The 16,964-nt window shown below is 64.4% G+C and carries 17 protein-coding genes; 9 read left to right on the top strand and 8 right to left on the bottom strand.

Annotated elements, in window-relative coordinates; all coding sequences use genetic code 11:
* Window positions 1-165 precede the first annotated feature (165 nt).
* The 3 genes from cysG to K2U94_RS16620 all read right to left on the bottom strand — a co-directional run bounded on the left by cysG (window position 166) and on the right by K2U94_RS16620 (window position 3,473).
* A complete protein-coding gene (cysG, locus tag K2U94_RS16630) occupies window positions 166-1,587 on the bottom strand; it encodes a siroheme synthase CysG (RefSeq protein WP_243068273.1) in 1,422 nt (473 codons plus the stop codon).
* Window positions 1,588-1,600: 13 nt separating this feature from the next.
* Complete coding sequence (locus tag K2U94_RS16625; protein ID WP_243068272.1) at window positions 1,601-2,602, bottom strand: glycosyl transferase family protein; 1,002 nt, start codon at window positions 2,600-2,602, stop codon at window positions 1,601-1,603.
* A gap of 70 nt (window positions 2,603-2,672) precedes the next feature.
* Entirely contained in the window at window positions 2,673-3,473 is an 801-nt protein-coding gene (locus K2U94_RS16620; RefSeq protein WP_243068271.1) for a sulfite exporter TauE/SafE family protein, read from the bottom strand.
* A 314-nt stretch (window positions 3,474-3,787) separates the two neighbouring features.
* On the opposite strand from K2U94_RS16620, the gene K2U94_RS16615 reads away from it, so the two are divergent.
* From K2U94_RS16615 to K2U94_RS16580, 8 genes are all read left to right on the top strand, one after another.
* The gene (locus tag K2U94_RS16615; RefSeq protein WP_243068270.1) at window positions 3,788-5,092 is read left to right on the top strand and encodes an OmpP1/FadL family transporter; all 1,305 of its coding nucleotides are present in this window, start codon (window positions 3,788-3,790) and stop codon (window positions 5,090-5,092) included.
* 182 nt (window positions 5,093-5,274) lie between these two features.
* Window positions 5,275-5,739: a HyaD/HybD family hydrogenase maturation endopeptidase gene (locus tag K2U94_RS16610; protein ID WP_243068269.1), complete on the top strand. Its 465-nt coding sequence runs from the start codon at window positions 5,275-5,277 to the stop codon at window positions 5,737-5,739.
* Entirely contained in the window at window positions 5,736-6,161 is a 426-nt protein-coding gene (locus tag K2U94_RS16605; RefSeq protein ID WP_243068268.1) for a hydrogenase expression/formation protein, read from the top strand. Before K2U94_RS16610 ends, K2U94_RS16605 begins: the two co-directional genes overlap by 4 nt.
* Window positions 6,151-7,230, top strand: a complete 1,080-nt coding sequence (locus tag K2U94_RS16600; protein WP_243068267.1) for a hydrogenase small subunit — start codon at window positions 6,151-6,153, stop codon at window positions 7,228-7,230. Before K2U94_RS16605 ends, K2U94_RS16600 begins: the two co-directional genes overlap by 11 nt.
* 3 nt (window positions 7,231-7,233) lie before the next feature.
* Window positions 7,234-7,893, top strand: coding sequence for a hypothetical protein (locus tag K2U94_RS16595; RefSeq protein ID WP_243068266.1), 660 nt, complete (start codon window positions 7,234-7,236; stop codon window positions 7,891-7,893).
* On the top strand, window positions 7,890-9,197 hold the full coding sequence (locus K2U94_RS16590) for a (Fe-S)-binding protein (RefSeq protein WP_243068265.1): 1,308 nt from the start codon (window positions 7,890-7,892) through the stop codon (window positions 9,195-9,197). Before K2U94_RS16595 ends, K2U94_RS16590 begins: the two co-directional genes overlap by 4 nt.
* 135 nt (window positions 9,198-9,332) lie before the next feature.
* Window positions 9,333-11,081, top strand: coding sequence for a nickel-dependent hydrogenase large subunit (locus K2U94_RS16585; RefSeq protein ID WP_243068264.1), 1,749 nt, complete (start codon window positions 9,333-9,335; stop codon window positions 11,079-11,081).
* Window positions 11,082-11,147: 66 nt separating this feature from the next.
* A complete protein-coding gene (locus K2U94_RS16580; protein WP_243068263.1) occupies window positions 11,148-11,621 on the top strand; it encodes a hypothetical protein in 474 nt (157 codons plus the stop codon).
* Window positions 11,622-11,625: 4 nt separating this feature from the next.
* Here the strand turns inward: K2U94_RS16580 and K2U94_RS16575 are convergent, their stop codons facing one another.
* The 3 genes from K2U94_RS16575 to dsrA form a co-directional block, all read right to left on the bottom strand.
* Window positions 11,626-12,108 (bottom strand): methyltransferase family protein, encoded by a 483-nt coding sequence (locus K2U94_RS16575; protein ID WP_243068262.1) that lies wholly within the window; start codon window positions 12,106-12,108, stop codon window positions 11,626-11,628.
* Between the two features lie 48 nt (window positions 12,109-12,156).
* On the bottom strand, window positions 12,157-13,284 hold the full coding sequence (locus K2U94_RS16570) for an Mrp/NBP35 family ATP-binding protein (protein ID WP_243067184.1): 1,128 nt from the start codon (window positions 13,282-13,284) through the stop codon (window positions 12,157-12,159).
* Window positions 13,285-13,470: 186 nt separating this feature from the next.
* Complete coding sequence (gene dsrA / locus K2U94_RS16565; protein WP_243067183.1) at window positions 13,471-14,751, bottom strand: dissimilatory-type sulfite reductase subunit alpha; 1,281 nt, start codon at window positions 14,749-14,751, stop codon at window positions 13,471-13,473.
* A 311-nt stretch (window positions 14,752-15,062) separates the two neighbouring features.
* Between dsrA and K2U94_RS16560 the strand changes: the two genes are divergently transcribed.
* Window positions 15,063-15,419 carry a gamma-butyrobetaine hydroxylase family protein gene (locus K2U94_RS16560; RefSeq protein ID WP_243067182.1) on the top strand — a complete coding sequence of 119 codons (357 nt, stop codon included), beginning with the start codon at window positions 15,063-15,065 and terminating at the stop codon, window positions 15,417-15,419.
* Between the two features lie 5 nt (window positions 15,420-15,424).
* Here K2U94_RS16560 and dinB read toward each other — a convergent pair whose 3' ends face one another.
* Window positions 15,425-16,522: a DNA polymerase IV gene (dinB, locus tag K2U94_RS16555; RefSeq protein ID WP_243068261.1), complete on the bottom strand. Its 1,098-nt coding sequence runs from the start codon at window positions 16,520-16,522 to the stop codon at window positions 15,425-15,427.
* A 28-nt stretch (window positions 16,523-16,550) separates the two neighbouring features.
* Entirely contained in the window at window positions 16,551-16,814 is a 264-nt protein-coding gene (locus tag K2U94_RS16550) for a helix-turn-helix domain-containing protein (RefSeq protein WP_243068260.1), read from the bottom strand.
* Between the last annotated feature and the right edge of the window lie 150 nt (window positions 16,815-16,964).

Genomic DNA, 16,964 nt, shown 5'->3' with positions numbered 1-16,964 from the left:
AGGAGGCCCGCAAGAAGGGCGGCGCGGGCGGAAAAGGATGGACTGGCAAGCATGATCGACCTCTCAGGCTTGAACATATCAGGATAATAACGCGCCCAATCGCCAAAAGGATGCGGCGATCGGGCGCGAAATCCGCAAAGTCTTCAAGCCGGTTTCGCGGACTGCTTATGCATGGCTCTCCGCGTGTTCGGGATGGGGCGTGTACCAGTTCAGCTTGTCGCGCAAGGTCACGACCTCGCCGACGATGATGATGGTCGGGCCGCGCAGGCCATGGGCTTCCGCCTTGGCGGCGATGTCGGCGATGGTTCCCGTCACCGTGATCTGATTGGGCCTTGTGCCGTTCTCGATAATCGCGATCGGCAGGGCCGGGTCCGCGCCATGGCGTATGAATTCCTTGGTCAGATAGTCCAGATTCGCGAGGCCCATATAGATCGCGACGGTCTGGCGCGGGCGCAGGATCGCCGCCCAGTCGAGTTCGATCGGGCCGTCGCGGCCGTGGCCGGTCACGAAGACGCAGGATTGCGCATAGTCGCGATGGGTGAGCGGAATCCCGGCATAGGACGAGCAGCCCGCTGCAGCGGTGACGCCGGGGCAGACCTGGAACGGAATGCGGTGTTCGGCGAGCTTTTCGATCTCCTCGCCGCCGCGCCCGAAAATGAAGGGGTCGCCGCCCTTGAGGCGCAGCACCCTTTTGCCCTCCTTGGCCAACCTGACCATCAGCTCGCCGATTTCCTCCTGCGGCACGGCGTGTTTGTCGCGCCTCTTGCCGACATAGATGCGCTCGGCGTCGCGGCGCACCCGGTCCATGATCGCCGGCTCGACCAGCCGGTCGTAGAGCACGACATCGGCCTTCTGCATCAGGCGGAAGGCGCGGAAGGTGAGGAGGTCCGGGTCGCCGGGACCGGCGCCGATCAGATAGACCTCGCCCTTGGGCGTCTCGTCGGCCGCCGAGCCGTCGGGACGGCAGGACGCGATCTCGCGGTCGAGCATGGTCCTGGCGGTGGCGTCGTCGCCGGCCAGCGCCATTTCCGCGATCGGGCCGTCATAGATCCGCTCCCAGAAGCGCAGCCGCGCCTGGTGACTCGACAGTTTTTCCGCCAGGGCCGCGCGGCCGGCGCCGGCGAGCGCCGCGAGCCGCCCATAGCTCGACGGGATCAGGGTTTCGAGCCGCGCCTTCAACATGCGGCCGAGCAAGGGGGCGTCGCCGCCGGTCGAGATGGCGACCACCAGCGGATTGCGGTCGAGCACCGAGGGCGTGATGAAATCGCTCATCCGGGGATAATCGGCGACATTGACCAGCGCCCCGGCTTTGCGCACCCGGGCGATCAAGGCTTCGTCAGGTTCTTCGTCCGGCTCATAGGCGAAATAGACGATGGCGAAGCCGGCGAAGGCGTCCGGCGCGGCGAGGTCGCCGCGTCGATATCCGCCTTGGAGCGATTCGAATTCGTCGCTCGGACTTGCAGCGAAAAGCCACACTTCGGCGCCGGCGCGCGAAAGAGTGTCCACGCGGCGCGCGGCGAGCGATCCATGGCCGACGACGGCGACCTTACGGCCGCGGACTTCGAGGAAGATGGGCAGGCGGTCCATTGGCGCTCCGGGCTCAGGCGGCCAAAAGGCGGCCGGGGTCCCGGCCGCGCCACATGGCCTCGGCGCGGCTCTGCGCGCTTTCCATGTCTGTCGCGAGTTTCATGGCGCGCAGGATCAGCGCCAATGTCCCGGTGACGGCGGCCTCGGCGTAAGCGTCATGCGCATCGCCGCGCCAAACGCTGAGCAGGCGGGAAACGTCCATCGCCTCGTCCGGGAGCTGACGCGGCTCCTCCATTATTGGCGGCCAGCGCTCTTCGAAAGCGACGCCGTCGCGCACGCCGAGAGTTTCGCAGGGCTTGCCGGGACGGCGCTCGATCTCGCCGCCCTCGCCGCGGAACACCACCATATTGTCCTCGCCGAGCAGCAGCGCGGCGTCGCGATGGGTGGTCATGTAATTGGGGTGGAAAATGCCCTGCGGCAGAACCGGCGCGCCGAAGGGATTGATCATCCGCGCGAGCGTATGGATCGGCGAGCGCAGGCCGAGGATCGGCTTGAAGCCCATCATGCGGGCGAGCGGCGCGGAGATCGCGGAAAGATCCATATAGGCGAAGCCGCTCTGGCGCAGCGCGCGGGTCGCGGTCGGGAAATCAGGCGCGACCGCGAGGCCGAGCTCGGTGAGAACCTCGCCGGTATAGAGCCGGCCGGGGGTGTGGCCGTCGAAGCCGTGCATGAAGACGGAATGGCCGGCCTGCACCAGGGAGAGCGCCGCGAGCAGGAACCAGAGCAGCTGGCGCTTCTTGCCGGCGTAGGACGACCAGTCGACCGCGACGAGCCCGGGCTCGGGCGCGGGCAGGGTCTTGCGCACGGCTTTGACGAAGCCCGCGAGTTCGCTCGGGCTTTCCTCCTTTATGCGCAGCAGCATGAGAAAGGCGCCGAGCTGTTCGGGCAGGACGTCGCCGGCGAGGATCATGGTCATCGCCTCTTCCGCCTCCTCGACGGTGAGCGCGCGCGAAAGATTCCTGCCGCGCCCGAGGATCGCGATGAAGCGGGCGAAGGGATGGGGCGTCTGGAGCATGTCGGAATTCCCCTTGATGGTTTGCTTTATGATATAAGCGATCTTGGATATTAGCGAACTTGGCGGGGCGTCACGGCTTCATCAGCACCAGAACGCCCCGATAGATGACATAAATTCCAACCGCCGCGACGAGGGCGGCGAAGACCTGCGTGAGCAGCTGCCTGCGGGCGGCGAGGACGCCCGCAAGCCTTCCTCCGAACACGCCGCCGACGACGCCGCCTGCCACGAGAAAGGCGGTGACCGGCCAGTCCACCAGGCCGGACCAGGCGTAATTGGCGGCGGTCGCGGCTCCGAAAGCGGTCACCGAGACCAGCGACGAGCCGATCGCCGCGATCATCGGCATGCCGGTCGCGGCGAGAATGCCGGGCACCACCAGGAAGCCCCCGCCGATGCCGAAAAAGCCTGACAGGACCCCGACCACCAGCCCGATCAGCACGAGGGCGGGCACGGTCTTGCCGGCGTTCTCCCGGGTCAGGCGAAAATCGTGCCCCTGCGGCGGCGGGCGCTTGATCGCCATCTGCGCCGCGACCACCAGCATCACCACGCCGAACAGCAGGAGCAGCTTCTGGCCGTCGACGATCTTGCCGAGCGAGGATCCGATGATCGCGCCGCCCGAGCCGGCCGCCGCGAAAATGGCGGCGCACGCCCATTTGACGCGGCCGGCGCGGGCGTGGCCGAGGAGATTGGCCAAGGCGTTCACCGCCACGGCGGCGGCGCCCGTGCCGATCGCGACATGCGGATTGGCGACGCCCACGAAATAATAAAGCAGGGGCGTGGCGAAGACCGAGCCGCCGCCGCCGATGAGACCAAGGACGAAACCGACGATCACGCCGGAAAGGAGGGCGGCGCCGTCGAGATAGGATAGGTGCAAGCGTTCCGCTCCCCGAAGCGTTTTTAATATATTTATAAAGCTGAATATATTCCGGCCGACGATGCGGTCAAGTCTTCGTCGCCGTTTGATTTTTTGCGTAGGCGCGTGGAATTCAGCTGTGTCCGGCGTCTACGGGAGGCAAATGTCGCCCGAATATAACGATGTGTTGCAAAAACGCGACATTCTTCAACCCATTCAAATGTTATGATCTGACAAACGTAACGCTCAAGATAGCAGCGGACCAAGCTCGGCGATTCGAAAAATCACGTCGACGTTTCAAGTGGGGGAGAAATATGCGGAAATGGCGAAATCTGGTGGGCGCGAATCTGGCCGCCCTGGTCTTGACAGCGGCGACCGCCGCCCACGCGACCGAGGGCTATTTCGTTGAAGGTGAAAGCGCGCGCCAGCAATCGCTTGCCGGCGCAGGTTCCGCCAATCCCGCAACCGCTCTCTCCATCGCGGTCAACCCGGCAAGTCTCGTCGATGTCGGCCGCCAGTTCAACGGCGATATCTCGGCTTTCATGCCCTGGCGCGGCTATGACGCCACGGGGACCATGCTGACCGCGCCGGGAAGCGTGGACAGCTATCGCAACGTCTTCCCGATTCCGGCGATCGGCTATTCGCAGCCCATCAACGCCGATTCGTCCTTCGGCTTCGCCATGGTCGGCAATGGTGGCATGAACACCACTTTTTCGAGCGGGACCATCAATCCGGCCTGCGCCCAGTTCGGTTCGCCGTTGCAGGGCGTGTTCTGTGGCGGCCGCGCGGGCGTCGACCTCAACCAGGCCCTGATCTATGCCGGCTACGCCCAGCGCTTCGGCAATTTGTCGTTCGGCATCGCGCCGGTGCTCGGCGTCCAGATTTTCTCGGCCTATGGCATCGGCGCGTTCAGCATGTTCGGGCTGTCATCCAATCCGATGAATGTCAGCGACCATTCGCCGGCCTATTCGGTCGGCGGCGGGGTGCGCGCCGGCATGCTCTATCACGTCACGCCGGACTTCTCGCTCTCGGTGCAGGGTTCGACGCCGATCTGGAGCACGCCGTTCCACGATTACAGCGGCCTGTTCGCGGGCGGCGGCAGCTTTGACGTCCCCGCGACGATCGGCGCGGGCATTTCATACAAGCTCCTGCCCACCCTCGCGATGATGATCGACTACAAGCACATCTTCTATTCGCTGGTGCCGTCGATCTCCAATCCGATGGCCCCGATCCTGCCCGCCTCGCTGGGCACGGCGAACGGCCCCGGCTTCGGCTGGAAGGACGTGGACGTCATCGCGATAGGCTTCGAGTGGATGTACAATGACCGCCTGACCCTGCGCGCGGGCTATTCCTATAGCTCGCAGCCGGTCACCGCCGCCAACGTGATGCTGAACATCCTCGCCCCGGGCGTCGTCACCAACCATATCGGCGGCGGCTTCACCTACAAATGGACCCATAATTCGGATATCGATTTCTCGGCGCTCTATTCGCCGCGGACCAGCGTCTCCGGTCAGGAATATGTCCCGGGCTTCGGCTACAATCCCTATTCCAACATCAACGTTTGGCTCGAGGAACTCGAAGTCACGATCGGCTATACCTATCATTGGGACCAGCCGGCGCCCGTCCTCGCCAAATATTGATCCCTCCGCTCCAAGCGGATTCGGTAAGGGCCGGCAATCGCCGGCCCTTATTTTTTTCAATCTCCGCCTTTGGCGTCTTTAGCCAAAAGTTGCAGAGGTTCAGATTAATCCATGTCATGGCGCTTATTGCAAAACGGGTGAACATATCGGAATATGAATAATAAAGAAGAGGTTCCCATCTCATGGCGGATCCCGTTCTGGTGCTCGGAATTGGCAATGTGCTGATGTGCGACGACGGGGCGGGCGTTCATGCGGCGCGTGGCTTCGATCGGCTTGGCGACGAAGATTTGCGCGTGCTCGACGGCGGCACCCTTGGCCTCTCCTTGCTGACAGAAGTCGATTCCTGCTCCGCCCTGATCGTCTTCGACGCCGCCCGTTTCGGCGCCCAGCCCGGCGCGGTCCGGACGTTCGCGGGGGCTGAAATGGACGCCCAGCTTTCCGGCGTCAAGCGCACCGCGCACGAGGTTGCGCTGTTCGATCTCCTGGCGACGGCCGAACTCATCGGTCGCAAGCCGGCGCTGCGGGCTCTGATCGGCGTCGAGCCGGAACGCGTCGATTGGGGGCTTGAGCCGACGCCCGCCATCGCCTCGGCGATTCCGGAAATGCGGCGCGCGGCGCGCGAACTGATCGAGAGGTGGGCGCCATGACTTCACCCTGCGCATCGACCGCGATCGCGGAAGAGGACAGCGGCTTCGCCGACGCCCTCTTGTGGGAAGCCATTGCAAGGCTGACCGATTTCGCGGCGAGCGGCGAGTCCTCTTCAATCGACCTCGGCGGCCTGCCGATGTCGAACCGCGACCGCGAATCGCTGGACGATTTCCTCGGCCGGGGCGAGGTGAGCGCGACCATCGAGGTCGCCGGCCGCACCGAGGTCTGGGAAACGCGGTTTTCCGCGGTCTGGCGCGTCCGCCATTTCGGCGACGGGAAGATCGCGACCGATCTGATCGAAATCACATCCTGTCCCAGGATTTTGTCCGCCGATCGGCGCGACGCCGAAGTCGCGGCGCGCCGCATGGGGGAAGCGCTCGAACTCAAAAACGGGATCGCGGAGGCGCCGCATGAAACATGACGATACTCTTGCCGCCGAACTGCAAAGACGCGGCGTGTCGCGGCGCGCCTTTCTCAAATTCGGCTCCTATATCGCCTCAATCATGGCGCTGCCGCCCTCGTCGGTCGAAGCCCTGGCCGAAGGCCTGGCGGCTGCGCATCGGCAATCGGTGATCTGGCTGTCGTTCCAGGAATGCACCGGCTGCACCGAATCGCTCACCCGCTCCCATTCGCCGACCTTCGAGAACCTGATCTTCGATTTCATCTCTCTCGATTACCACCACACTTTGATGGCCGTGTCGGGCGAGGCGGCCGAGCAAGCCCGCAAGGCGGCTATGGCCGCCAACAAGGGCAAATATATCGTCGTCGTTGACGGCTCCGTGCCGCTCAAGGACGGCGGCGTCTATTCGACCATCGCCGGCGTGACCAATCATCAGATGCTGGAGGACACGCTCAAGGACGCCTTCGCCGTCATCGCGGTCGGCACCTGCGCCGCCTTCGGCGGCATCCCCAAGGCCAATCCCAATCCGACCGGCGCGGTCCCGATTTCCGAACTCTCTGGCGGCAAGCCGCTAATCAATATTTCGGGCTGCCCGCCGATCGCCGATGTGATGACCGGCGTCGTGTCCTATCTACTTGCCTTCGGGAAAGTGCCCGATCTCGACCATCTCAGCCGTCCCAAGGCCTTTTTCGGCGAGACGATCCATGACCGCTGCTACCGGCGCCCATTTTACGAGCGCGGCCTGTTCGCGGACGGCTTCGACGACCACGGCGCGCGGCAGGGTTATTGTCTCTACAAGGTCGGCTGCAAAGGTCCGGTGACCTATAATTCCTGCGCCACGATGAAATGGAACGGCGGCGTATCCTTCCCCATCCAGTCGGGGCATGGCTGCCTCGGCTGTTCGGAGCCCGATTTCTGGGACATGGGCGGCTTCTACCGGCCGCTGCCGACGCCGCTCGGCGCGACGGGGCCGGCGCTTGCCGGCGCGGCGCTCGCCGGCGCGGCGCTCGGCGTCGGCGCCGCCTATTCGGCCCGCCATCACCAGAAAACCTATCTCGCGTCGCTCGAAAAAGAGAAAGAGAAGGAGTGAGCCATGGATCTGCTCTCGTTCGCCCGCGGTCCGGCGCTGACATTCTCCATGGCGGTTTTTGTCCTCGGCGTCCTGTGGCGTCTTGTCGGCGTGCTGGCCCTGGCGCCCTGGAACGACTTTTCGCCGGCGCGCGAGGGCGCGCCGCCCAACTGGCTCTCGGCCACTCGGGCGGTCTTCCGCAAGATGATCCCCCACAAGACCTTCCTCAAACTGGGGATGTTCACGACGGTCAACGGCTATGTGTTCCATATCGGGCTGGCGATTGTCGTCTTCCTGTTCGTGCCGCACATCCTGTTCCTGAAGAGCCTGTTCGGGGTGAGTTGGCCAGGCCTTCCCAATAGCGTCATTTACGGCGTCGGGGCGCTGACCGCCGCCTCGCTGCTCGCGGCCTTGGCCTATCGCCTCACCAGCCCGGTGCTGAAGCTGATCTCGCGCCCGAACGATTACATCAGCTGGCTCCTGACCTTCCTGCCGGTGGTCACCGGGCTCGCTGCGGCGGCCCATGTCGGGGCGCGCTACGAGACCCTGCTGGCGCTGCATATTCTCAGCATCTGCGCCTTTTTGATCTGGTTCCCGTTCGGCAAATTGATGCACGCCTTCCTGTTCGTTCTGTCGCGCGGCGCGACGGGCATTCGCTTCGGGCATAGAGGAGCGCAGATATGACCGCCAAGACGACAGCCTCGGGCGTCGCTTATGACGTGCAGGGCGATCGCGCCGACACGGAGCGCCGCGACGCCGCGATGCAGGCCTTCGTGCGCGATTTCGCGCGCACGGCGGCGATCCATATGGAATCCTGCCTGCGCTGCGGCATGTGCGCCAACGCCTGCCAGTATTATGTGACGACCGGCGAGCCGAAATATACCCCAATCAACAAGCTCAAGCCGTTCGAACAGGCCTATAACCGGCATGTCGGGCCGTTCGCGCCGATCTACCGGTTGCTCGGCATCAAATCCAACGTCTCGATCGAGATGCTGCAGGAATGGGAATCGCTGCTGTTCGACGCCTGCAGCCTGTGCGGGCGCTGCACGCTCGCCTGTCCGATGGGCATCGACATTTCCGAACTGATCAAGGAGGCGCGGCACGGCATGTACAAGGCCGGGCTGGTGCCCGACCGCCTCGAACTGATGGACCGCACCACCAAGGCCTGGGGCAGCCCGGCGACGCCGTCCGACGATTTCGCCGACATCGTCCGCGACGCCAGCGAAGAGAATGGCGTGCCGGTCAATATCGACTTGCCCAAGGCCGATTACGTCGTCACTACCGCGCCCGCGGAGCTCACCGAACACACCAAGGCGCTGACCGACGTCGCCAAGATCCTCAACAAGATCGGCGCGAGCTGGACCTATAGCAGCGAGGGATTCGAGGCCTCCAACATCGGCTATATCAACGGCGATCTCGACCTGCAGGAAAAGATGACCCGCAAGATGATCGACAATGCGATCGCCATCGGCGCGCATACGATCATCCTGCCGGAATGCGGCCACGCCTACGGCGCGGCGCGCTGGGAGGCTTCGCGCTGGTACGGCAAGAAGCTTCCGGTGCGGATCATCCATATGACGGAGTTCCTCGCCGAGGTCGTCGCCAACGGCAAGATCAAGCTGAAGACGATCGGCGAAACCACCTCTTTCCACGATCCCTGCCAGCTCGGGCGCCGTGGCGGCGTGATCCAGGAGCCGCGCGCGGTGCTCAAGGCGCTCGGCCTGGAGCTGAAGGAATTCGAGGACCACGGCGAACTCGGCTGGTGCTGTGGCGGCGGCGGTGGCGTGGTCTCCAACGTCCGCGCCGACCCGCTGCGCTTCAAGGCCTTCGAGATCAAGCGCAAGCAGGTCGAGGACGCTCACGCCCAGCATTTCGTCACCGCCTGCGGCCAGTGCCGGATCACGCTGACGCTCGGGGCCAAGCACGCCAAATGGGACCAGAAGGTCGAGAGCCTGCTGGAGCTCGTGGCCGACAATCTCGAAGACTGAAAGCAAGAGCATGATCCCGGAAAGTGGAATCCGGCTTTCGGAAAAGATCATCCTCAATCAAAGAGGTAGGAGCATGTTTCGTTTCCGTGGAAACGCAACATGCTCGGACAGAACACCCGCATCGAGGAAAATGCCATGAGCAAGCGCGTCGTCGTGGACCCGATCACCCGGATCGAGGGCCATCTGCGAATCGAAGCCGAACTGGGCGAAGGCAACGCCATCCGCCAGGCCTATTCCTCCGGGACCATGGTGCGCGGCATCGAGCTGATCCTGAAAGATCGGGACCCGCGCGAGGCCTGGGCCTTCGCCCAGCGCATCTGCGGCGTCTGCACTCTGGTTCACGGCATCGCTTCGGTGCGCGCGGTGGAAAACGCCTTGGGCTATGACATTCCGCCCAACGCTCAGCTCATCCGCAATCTGATGATCTCCGCCCAATATGTGCATGACCATGTCATGCATTTCTATCATCTCCATGCTTTGGACTGGGTGGACGTGGTCTCGGCGCTGAAGGCCGATCCCAAGGCGACCTCGGCGCTGGCGCAGAGCATTTCCACTTACGCCAAATCCAGCCCCGGCTATTTTTCCGACGTCCAGAAGCGTCTCCAGACCTTCGTCAATTCGGGCCAGCTCGGCATTTTCGCCAATGGATTCTGGGGCAATCCGGGCTACAAGCTGCCGCCCGAGGCCAATCTCATGGCCGTGGCGCATTATCTCGAAGCGCTCAACTGGCAGCGCAATGTCGTCCAGATCCACACGATTTTCGGCGGCAAGAACCCGCATCCGAATTTTCTGGTCGGCGGCGCGCCGTCGCCGATCAGCGCCGGCCCGGGCGAAGGGGGCAACGGCAGCGCCTCGACGGCGGTCAATATCGTCTCCCTCAATCAGGTGCGCAGCATCATCAAATCGATGCGCGACTTCGTTGATGAGGTCTATCTGCCAGACACGCTCGCCATCGCCGGCTTCTACAAGGACTGGTTCGCGCGCGGCGAGGGCCTGGGCAATTTCATGACCTATGGCGATTTCCCCGCCGACGGCCGCGCCGGCAGCCATTCGATGCTCATTCCGGCCGGCGTGATCGTCGGACGCGATCTTTCTCACATCGAGCCGGTCGATCTCAACGATCCGGCCCAGATCCAGGAATTCGCGGCCCATAGCTGGTACGATTATTCCGCCGGCAAGACGGCGGGCCTCCATCCCTATGCCGGCGAGACCAATCTTGCCTATTCCGGCCCGCAGCCGCCTTATGACCAGCTCGATGTCGAAAAATCCTATTCCTGGCTCAAATCGCCGCGCTGGCGCGGCAAGGCGGTCGAGGTCGGGCCGCTCGCGCGGGTGCTGATGCTCTATGCCAAGGGCGACGCGCAGACCCGCGAACTGGCCAATATGGCGCTGAAAAAGCTAGATCTTCCGCTCACCGCCATGTTTTCGACGCTCGGACGCACCGCGTCGCGCACGTTGGAATCCAAGATCATCGCCGATCACATGGACAGCTGGCTCGACGCGCTCATGGTCAATATCCGCAAAGGCGAGGTCTCGGTTCACAACGAGGCGATGTGGGATCCCTCGACCTGGCCGCGCGAGGCGCGCGGCTTCGGCGCCATGGAGGCGCCGCGCGGGGCGCTCGGTCATTGGGTCGTGATCAAGAACGGCAAGATCGACAATTATCAAGCCGTGGTGCCGAGCACCTGGAACGCCGGCCCGCGCGACGCCACCGGCCAGCCCGGCGCCTATGAGGCGGCGCTGCAGGACCGCCACACTTTGGCGGTTCCATCCCAGCCGCTCGAAATCCAGCGCACCATCCATTCCTTCGATCCCTGCATCGCCTGCGCGGTGCATGTGGTCGATCCCGACGGCGAGGAAATGTCGTCGATTCGGGTGGCTTGAGCGGGCTTTCCGCTACCGCGCCGCGGCGCGATCCATTAAGCTTGCGCCATCTCGTGAGGGTGGCGGATGCATAAATTTGCATTGATGGCGGCGATCGCGGCGGCGGTGCTTTGCGCGGGAGGCATCGCCATGGCGCGGTTGCCGTCCGATGCGATCGGGACGCCGTCGCCGGCCCGCTTCGTGGCGGATGGACGGCAGGCGGTTCCGGTCAGCGATCCGACCCGCGCACTGATCCTCGGCGAGATGCGCAGGATGGTGGCCGTCATCGAGGCGGCGGACGAGGCCGCCAACGGCCGCGACTGGGCGGCCGTCGCGCGGGCCGCCCGCAAGGCCGGCGCCTTTCAGACCTTTCCGGATCGGGCGACGATGGAGCTGCCCACGGATTTCGGCAGGATGGGACGGCAGACCGGCCTGGCCTTCGACGCCATCGCCGAGGTGGCCGGGCGTTCCGATCCCTTCGCCGTCAACGCCAATCTCGCCAATGCGATGGAATATTGCGTGGCCTGCCACAAAACCTACCGGCTGACCCAAAAGCCCTGAAGGCTCAGAACGGCAATCTCAGCCAGCGCGGCGTTTTTGCGGCATAGGCCTCCCATTCCGCCCCGAAGCGCAGGGCGAGATGCGCTTCCTCGCGCCGGATCGCCAGCCTGTCGACAAGAAAGGCGGCGAGCAGCGCCAGCGGCAGAAACCAGAGCGCGCTGAAGGCGAGGCCGATCCCGATCAGGAGGAGCGTGTTGCCCAGATAGATCGGGTTGCGGGTCAGGGTGAAGGGCCCGCGCGTGACCAGCCGCCCCGCGCCGCGATTGGGCAGGATATTGGTGCGGGCAAGAAACATCACGCCCATCGCCCAGAAATCGAAAGCCAATCCCAGCGCCAAAACCGCCTCGCCGAAACTCATGAGCCAGTCCGGGAGAAGGCCGCTGGTCGGGAAGCCGCGCTGCAACAAATAAGCGGCGCCCCCGGCCGCGATCAGCAGGATCGGCGGCCAGGGAATCCAGTTGGGGCGAGTGTTGAAATCGATGGCCAAGGGCGACCGGATTCGCTTCGATGCGGCGTTGGAGTGAGGGGAACCCCCTCACTCGACGGCGATTTTGGGGGCTTTTTTGGCTGGGGCCTGGTTGAGGGCGTCTCGGACTTTTTCGGCGAGGGCGAGATAGGGTTTGGCCTGGGGGCTTTCGGGGTCCTTGGCGACGACGGGGAGGCCGGCGTCGGAGGTTTCGCGCACCATGGCGTCGAGCGGGGCGTCGCCGAGGAAGGGCACGTCCATCTTTTCGGCTTCGGCCCTGGCTCCGCCATGGGCGAAAATCTCGGTGCGGCCGCCGCAATGCGGGCACAGGAAATAGCTCATGTTCTCGAACAGGCCGATGATCGGCACGTGAACCTGGTTGAACATGGCGATGCCGCGCCGCGCGTCGATCAAGGCGAGGTCCTGCGGCGTCGAGACGATCACCGCGCCCGCGAGCCCGACATTCTGCGCCATGGTGAGCTGGGTGTCGCCGGTGCCGGGCGGCATGTCCACCACCAGCACGTCGAGTTCTCCCCAAGAGACGTCGCGCAGCAATTGGGTCAGGGCCGACATCACCATCGGCCCGCGCCATACGATCGCCGCGTCGTCGGGAACGAGGAAGCCGATCGACATCACCTTGACGCCGAACTTCTCCATCGGCACGAGCGCGCCGCCCTCGGCCAGGTCCGGGCGTCCGGAAAGGCCGAACAGCCGCGGCTGGGACGGGCCGAACAGGTCGGCGTCGAGCAGGCCGACCTTCAAGCCGAGCCGGGCGAGGCCGATCGCCAGATTGGCCGAGGTCGTGGACTTGCCGACGCCGCCCTTGCCCGAGGCCACCGCGACGATCTTCTTGATTCCCTCGACGCCCGAGCCTTGGCTCGCGCCGCGCGGCGCGTGGCCATGGCCGCCTCTGGGCGCATTTTGCGGCGCGGCCTGCGGCGCGCTTTGCGGCGCGCGCTCCGAGGTCAGCACCGCCAGCGCGCCCTTGGCGCCGGGCAAAGCCTTGAGCGCCTCTTCCGCGGCCAGCCGCATCGGCTCGCAATGGGGAGCCTGCTCCGGCGTCACCGAAATCGACAGGAAAACCTTGCCCTCGCGGATGCTGACGCCCGAGATCGCGCCGGACTGCGGCAGCGGCGTCTTGCCGTCCGGCCCCGCAACATTGTTCAAAGCCGCAAGAATGTCGTCGTTGTTGAACATGAACTTAACCCTTTTCGCGCGCTTCGCCCCGAGCGCGTCGGCGTTTCCAAAATGTGTGATTGTTCCGAGCGCTTGTCCAGCCTCCGCCGCGCCGACTGACCCTCCCCGCAAGGCGGAGGGAGCCGCGCGCCAAAAAGCGCAAAGGCCCCGCCATGCGGGCGGGGCCTGATTGGCGTTGCGCTGGTCTCAGTCGGCGGCGACGTCGAGGCCGGCTTCGCGGGCCTTGCGCTCGAAATATTTCTCCGCCTCGTCGGTGAAGTCGTCGGTGCGCACATAGCAGGACGTGCGCGGATGATTGACCATGTTCGGGTCCGGCTCGATCTCCATCGCCTCGAGGAACATCGGCAGGCCGATGCGGTCGATGGTCTCGCCGATGCGCTCGTGCTCCAGCGCGTTGTCGGCGAAGAAGTCCAGCATCCGGCGGGCCAGCGCCACCAGATTCTCGTAATCCTCGTCGCTCTCGAGCTTGACGAAGGGAATGAGCATCGTGCCCATCAGGTCGCCGACCTTGAGCGCGCGCTTGCCGCCGACCAGGATCGAGGCGCCCTTGTCGTCGCCCGGCGCCAGCGCCTTGTTCATCACGTTCAGGCAGTGCATGCAGCGCACGCAGCTCTTGTTGTCGACATCGAGCGTGTCGTCGTCGTTGAGCGACAGCGCGCGGGTCGGACACATGGCGATGACATGGTCGATCGCATATTTGCGCCCGACCCGGCCGACATAGGCCTTCACCTCGTCCTGATTGACCTTCATGTCGTCGCGCCAGGTGCCGATCACCGCGAAATCGGCGCGATGGATGGCGTTGACGCAATCATTGCCGCAGCCCGAGAACTTGAACTTGAACTTGTAGGGCAGCGCCGGACGATGCATCTCGTCCAGAAACTCGTTGATCACCGAGCGATGCGCCTTGACCTCGTCATAGCAGGACATCTCGCAGCGGGCGTGGCCGACGCAGCTCATCGAGGTGCGCAGCGCCGGGCCGGCGCCGCCGAGGTCGAAGCCGATCTCGTTCAATTCGTCGAAGGCCGGCTGGACGTTCTCGCTCGAACAGCCCTGGAACATGATGTCGCCCGACTGGCCGTGGAAGGCGATCAGGCCCGAGCCGTGCTTCTCCCAGATGTCGCAGAGCTGGCGCAGGACATTGGTGTCGTAATGCATGCCGGCCGGGGGCTGGACGCGCAGGGTGTGGAATTCTTTCGAAGCCGGATATTTGTCGGCGACTTCTGAAAAGCGTGGAATGACGCCGCCGCCATAGCCGAACACCGAAACCGTGCCGCCCTTCCAGAAGCCGAGCCGCTCCTCATAGGAATGTTCGAGCTGGCCGAGCAGGTCGTTCATCATCGGCGCATATTGCGCGTCGGCGTTGTCGCGCAGACGCTTCAGCCCCGACACGAAGCTCGGCCACGGACCGCTCTCAAGCTCGTCGAGCATCGGCGTGGGATGATGGGCTTTGGATTCTTCCTGTGACATCGATGTCCTCCAGATACGGGCGCCGCGCAAGTGCGGCGCCGATCGTTGGTTCTCGCGTGAGCTTCGCAAATCTCTCCCGCCGGGAGTTGGTTCCCCGGGCCGCATTTTTGTGATTTTGGCGCATCATAACATGGATTATGAATATGAAAACGGACTTGCCCGGCAAAATTGGAATTTTTCTCAAAACCCGATAACAGAGCTGTGAATCAGCCGGTTAGGCCCTATCTGTCAAATTCCTCCCCCTCGCGGGGAGGGTGGCGGACGCAAAGTGAGCCGGGCGCGGACAGCCGGCGCGATCAGGGAGGACGAACATGAGCGACGCGAAATGGCCGAGCGAATTGAAGCTCGCCGACAAGGGCAGGACGTTGAAAGTGACCTTCGAGAACGGCGAAGCCTTCGCCCTTCCCGCCGAACTGCTGCGGGTCGAAAGCCCCAGCGCCGAAGTCCAGGGCCATTCGCCCGAAGAGCGCAAGACCGTCGCGGGCAAACGCGACGTCGCGATCACCGCGATCGAGCCGGTCGGCAATTACGCCGCAAAACTGGAATTCGACGACACGCACTCAACCGGCATCTACACCTGGGACTATCTCTACGACCTCGGAGCCAGACAAGAAATCATCTGGCAAAGCTACCTCAACGAACTCAAGGATAAGGGATTGTCCCGCTAAGGGCGTCAATCGTCGCCCGACGAAAAGGCGAAGCCGAGTTGGCGCGAGGGCGGGCGGTCCGCGAAAGCGGAAACGGTGACGCCAAGCAGCCGCACGCCCTTTTTGGGCGGGAACAAAGGCTCAAGCAAGGCAAGGCTGCGCCGCATCAGGTCGTCGGCGGATTCGACCGGATTCGGCGCGGTATGGGCGCGGGTGACCTGCTGGAAATCCTCATATTTGACTTTCAGCGTCACCGTCCGGCCGCGCAGATGGGCGCGTTCGCAGGCGGCCCAGACTTTCTGCACGATCGGCGCGATTCTGTCCCGCGCGGCTTCGCAGGCGAAGACATCCTCCAAAAAGGTGTTTTCGGCGCCGATCGATTTTCGCGCGCGATCCGGGCGGACCGGGCGTTCGTCGATCCCGCGCGCGATGGCGTAGTAAAAGCCGCCCGCCTTGCCGAAATGCTTGCGCAGGAATTCGGGCGCGCAGGCCTTGAGGTCGGCGCCGGTCTCGATGCCGAGGCGCCGCATTTTCGCCGCTGTCGCAGGGCCGACGCCATGAAATTTGTGGACCGGCAGCGCTTCGACAAAACTGGGGCCTATTTTCGGCGTGATGACGAAAAGCCCGTCCGGCTTGCGCTGGTCCGAGGCCATTTTGGCCAAAAATTTGTTGTAGGACACGCCGGCCGACGCGGTGAGGCCGGTTTCGGCGCGGATCGCGGCGCGAATCGCTTCCGCCGCCGCCGTGGCGGTCTCGTCCGCCGCCAGAAAATCGGTGACGTCGAGAAAAGCCTCGTCGAGCGCGAGCGGCTCGACGATTGGCGTGCGGCGGGCGAAAATTTCTCTGATCTGCAGCGAAATCCGGCGATAGACGTCGAAACGGGGCGGCGCAAAAATCAGGTCGGGGCATTTGCGCTGCGCCGTCACCGAGGGCATGGCGGAATGGACGCCGAAGGCCCGCGCCTCATAGCTCGCCGCCGCCACCACGCCGCGCGCCCGCCCATGGCCGACCGCGACCGGCTTGCCGCGCAATTCAGGATTGTCCCGCTGCTCGACGGAGGCATAGAAGGCGTCCATGTCGATGTGGAGGATTTTTCTGACCGGCGGTTCGGGGCTTGGGCTCATGGTGGCCGATCTCCCGGAGGCTGCGGGATTATAAGGCCTCGGTGCGCGGCTGTCTCAGGCGCACGCCGCGCCCGCCGCCCCGGCTTTCGACGTTTTCGCCGATCAGCTCGACGCCGGCGCGCTCCAACGCCTCGATCACCTTGGTCAAAGTGTCCACCACGCCCCGGACATTGCCCTCGCTCGCCTCCATGCGCTGGATGGTCGGCAGGGACACGCCGGCCATCTCGGCAAGCTGGCGCTGATCGACGCCGAGCAGGGCGCGGGCGGCCCGTAATTGGGAGGCGGTGATCAAAACTCTGTCGCTCCGCTGTTCAGGCATCCGGTCGGGCCGAGGGCGATTCGCCCCGTCGGCCCTGACGCCCCCCAAACGGAACAGGCGACCGGAAACGGCAAGTCCATCTTTTGCCGAAAATCCGAGCGCTTCCCGAGGACGCCGCTGTTT

The organism is Candidatus Rhodoblastus alkanivorans, from assembly GCF_022760755.1.
Taxonomy (GTDB): Bacteria; Pseudomonadota; Alphaproteobacteria; order Rhizobiales; family Beijerinckiaceae; genus Rhodoblastus; species Rhodoblastus alkanivorans.
Note: the sequence above shows the minus strand (reverse complement) of the source record. Positions and strands in the feature narration are given on the sequence as shown.

Bases quoted from the DNA above. Each gene is read 5' to 3' on its own strand.
- dinB (WP_243068261.1), bottom strand. From the start codon at position 16,522: ATGAGCCCAAGCCCCGAACCGCCGGTCAGAAAAATCCTCCACATCGAC.
- K2U94_RS16610 (WP_243068269.1), top strand. From the start codon at position 5,275: ATGGCGGATCCCGTTCTGGTGCTCGGAATTGGCAATGTGCTGATGTGC.
- cysG (WP_243068273.1), bottom strand. From the start codon at position 1,587: ATGGACCGCCTGCCCATCTTCCTCGAAGTCCGCGGCCGTAAGGTCGCC.
- K2U94_RS16560 (WP_243067182.1), top strand. From the start codon at position 15,063: ATGAGCGACGCGAAATGGCCGAGCGAATTGAAGCTCGCCGACAAGGGC.
- K2U94_RS16600 (WP_243068267.1), top strand. From the start codon at position 6,151: ATGAAACATGACGATACTCTTGCCGCCGAACTGCAAAGACGCGGCGTG.
- K2U94_RS16625 (WP_243068272.1), bottom strand. From the start codon at position 2,602: ATGCTCCAGACGCCCCATCCCTTCGCCCGCTTCATCGCGATCCTCGGG.
- K2U94_RS16580 (WP_243068263.1), top strand. From the start codon at position 11,148: ATGCATAAATTTGCATTGATGGCGGCGATCGCGGCGGCGGTGCTTTGC.
- K2U94_RS16605 (WP_243068268.1), top strand. From the start codon at position 5,736: ATGACTTCACCCTGCGCATCGACCGCGATCGCGGAAGAGGACAGCGGC.
- K2U94_RS16570 (WP_243067184.1), bottom strand. From the start codon at position 13,284: ATGTTCAACAACGACGACATTCTTGCGGCTTTGAACAATGTTGCGGGG.
- dsrA (WP_243067183.1), bottom strand. From the start codon at position 14,751: ATGTCACAGGAAGAATCCAAAGCCCATCATCCCACGCCGATGCTCGAC.
- K2U94_RS16590 (WP_243068265.1), top strand. From the start codon at position 7,890: ATGACCGCCAAGACGACAGCCTCGGGCGTCGCTTATGACGTGCAGGGC.
- K2U94_RS16585 (WP_243068264.1), top strand. From the start codon at position 9,333: ATGAGCAAGCGCGTCGTCGTGGACCCGATCACCCGGATCGAGGGCCAT.
- K2U94_RS16595 (WP_243068266.1), top strand. From the start codon at position 7,234: ATGGATCTGCTCTCGTTCGCCCGCGGTCCGGCGCTGACATTCTCCATG.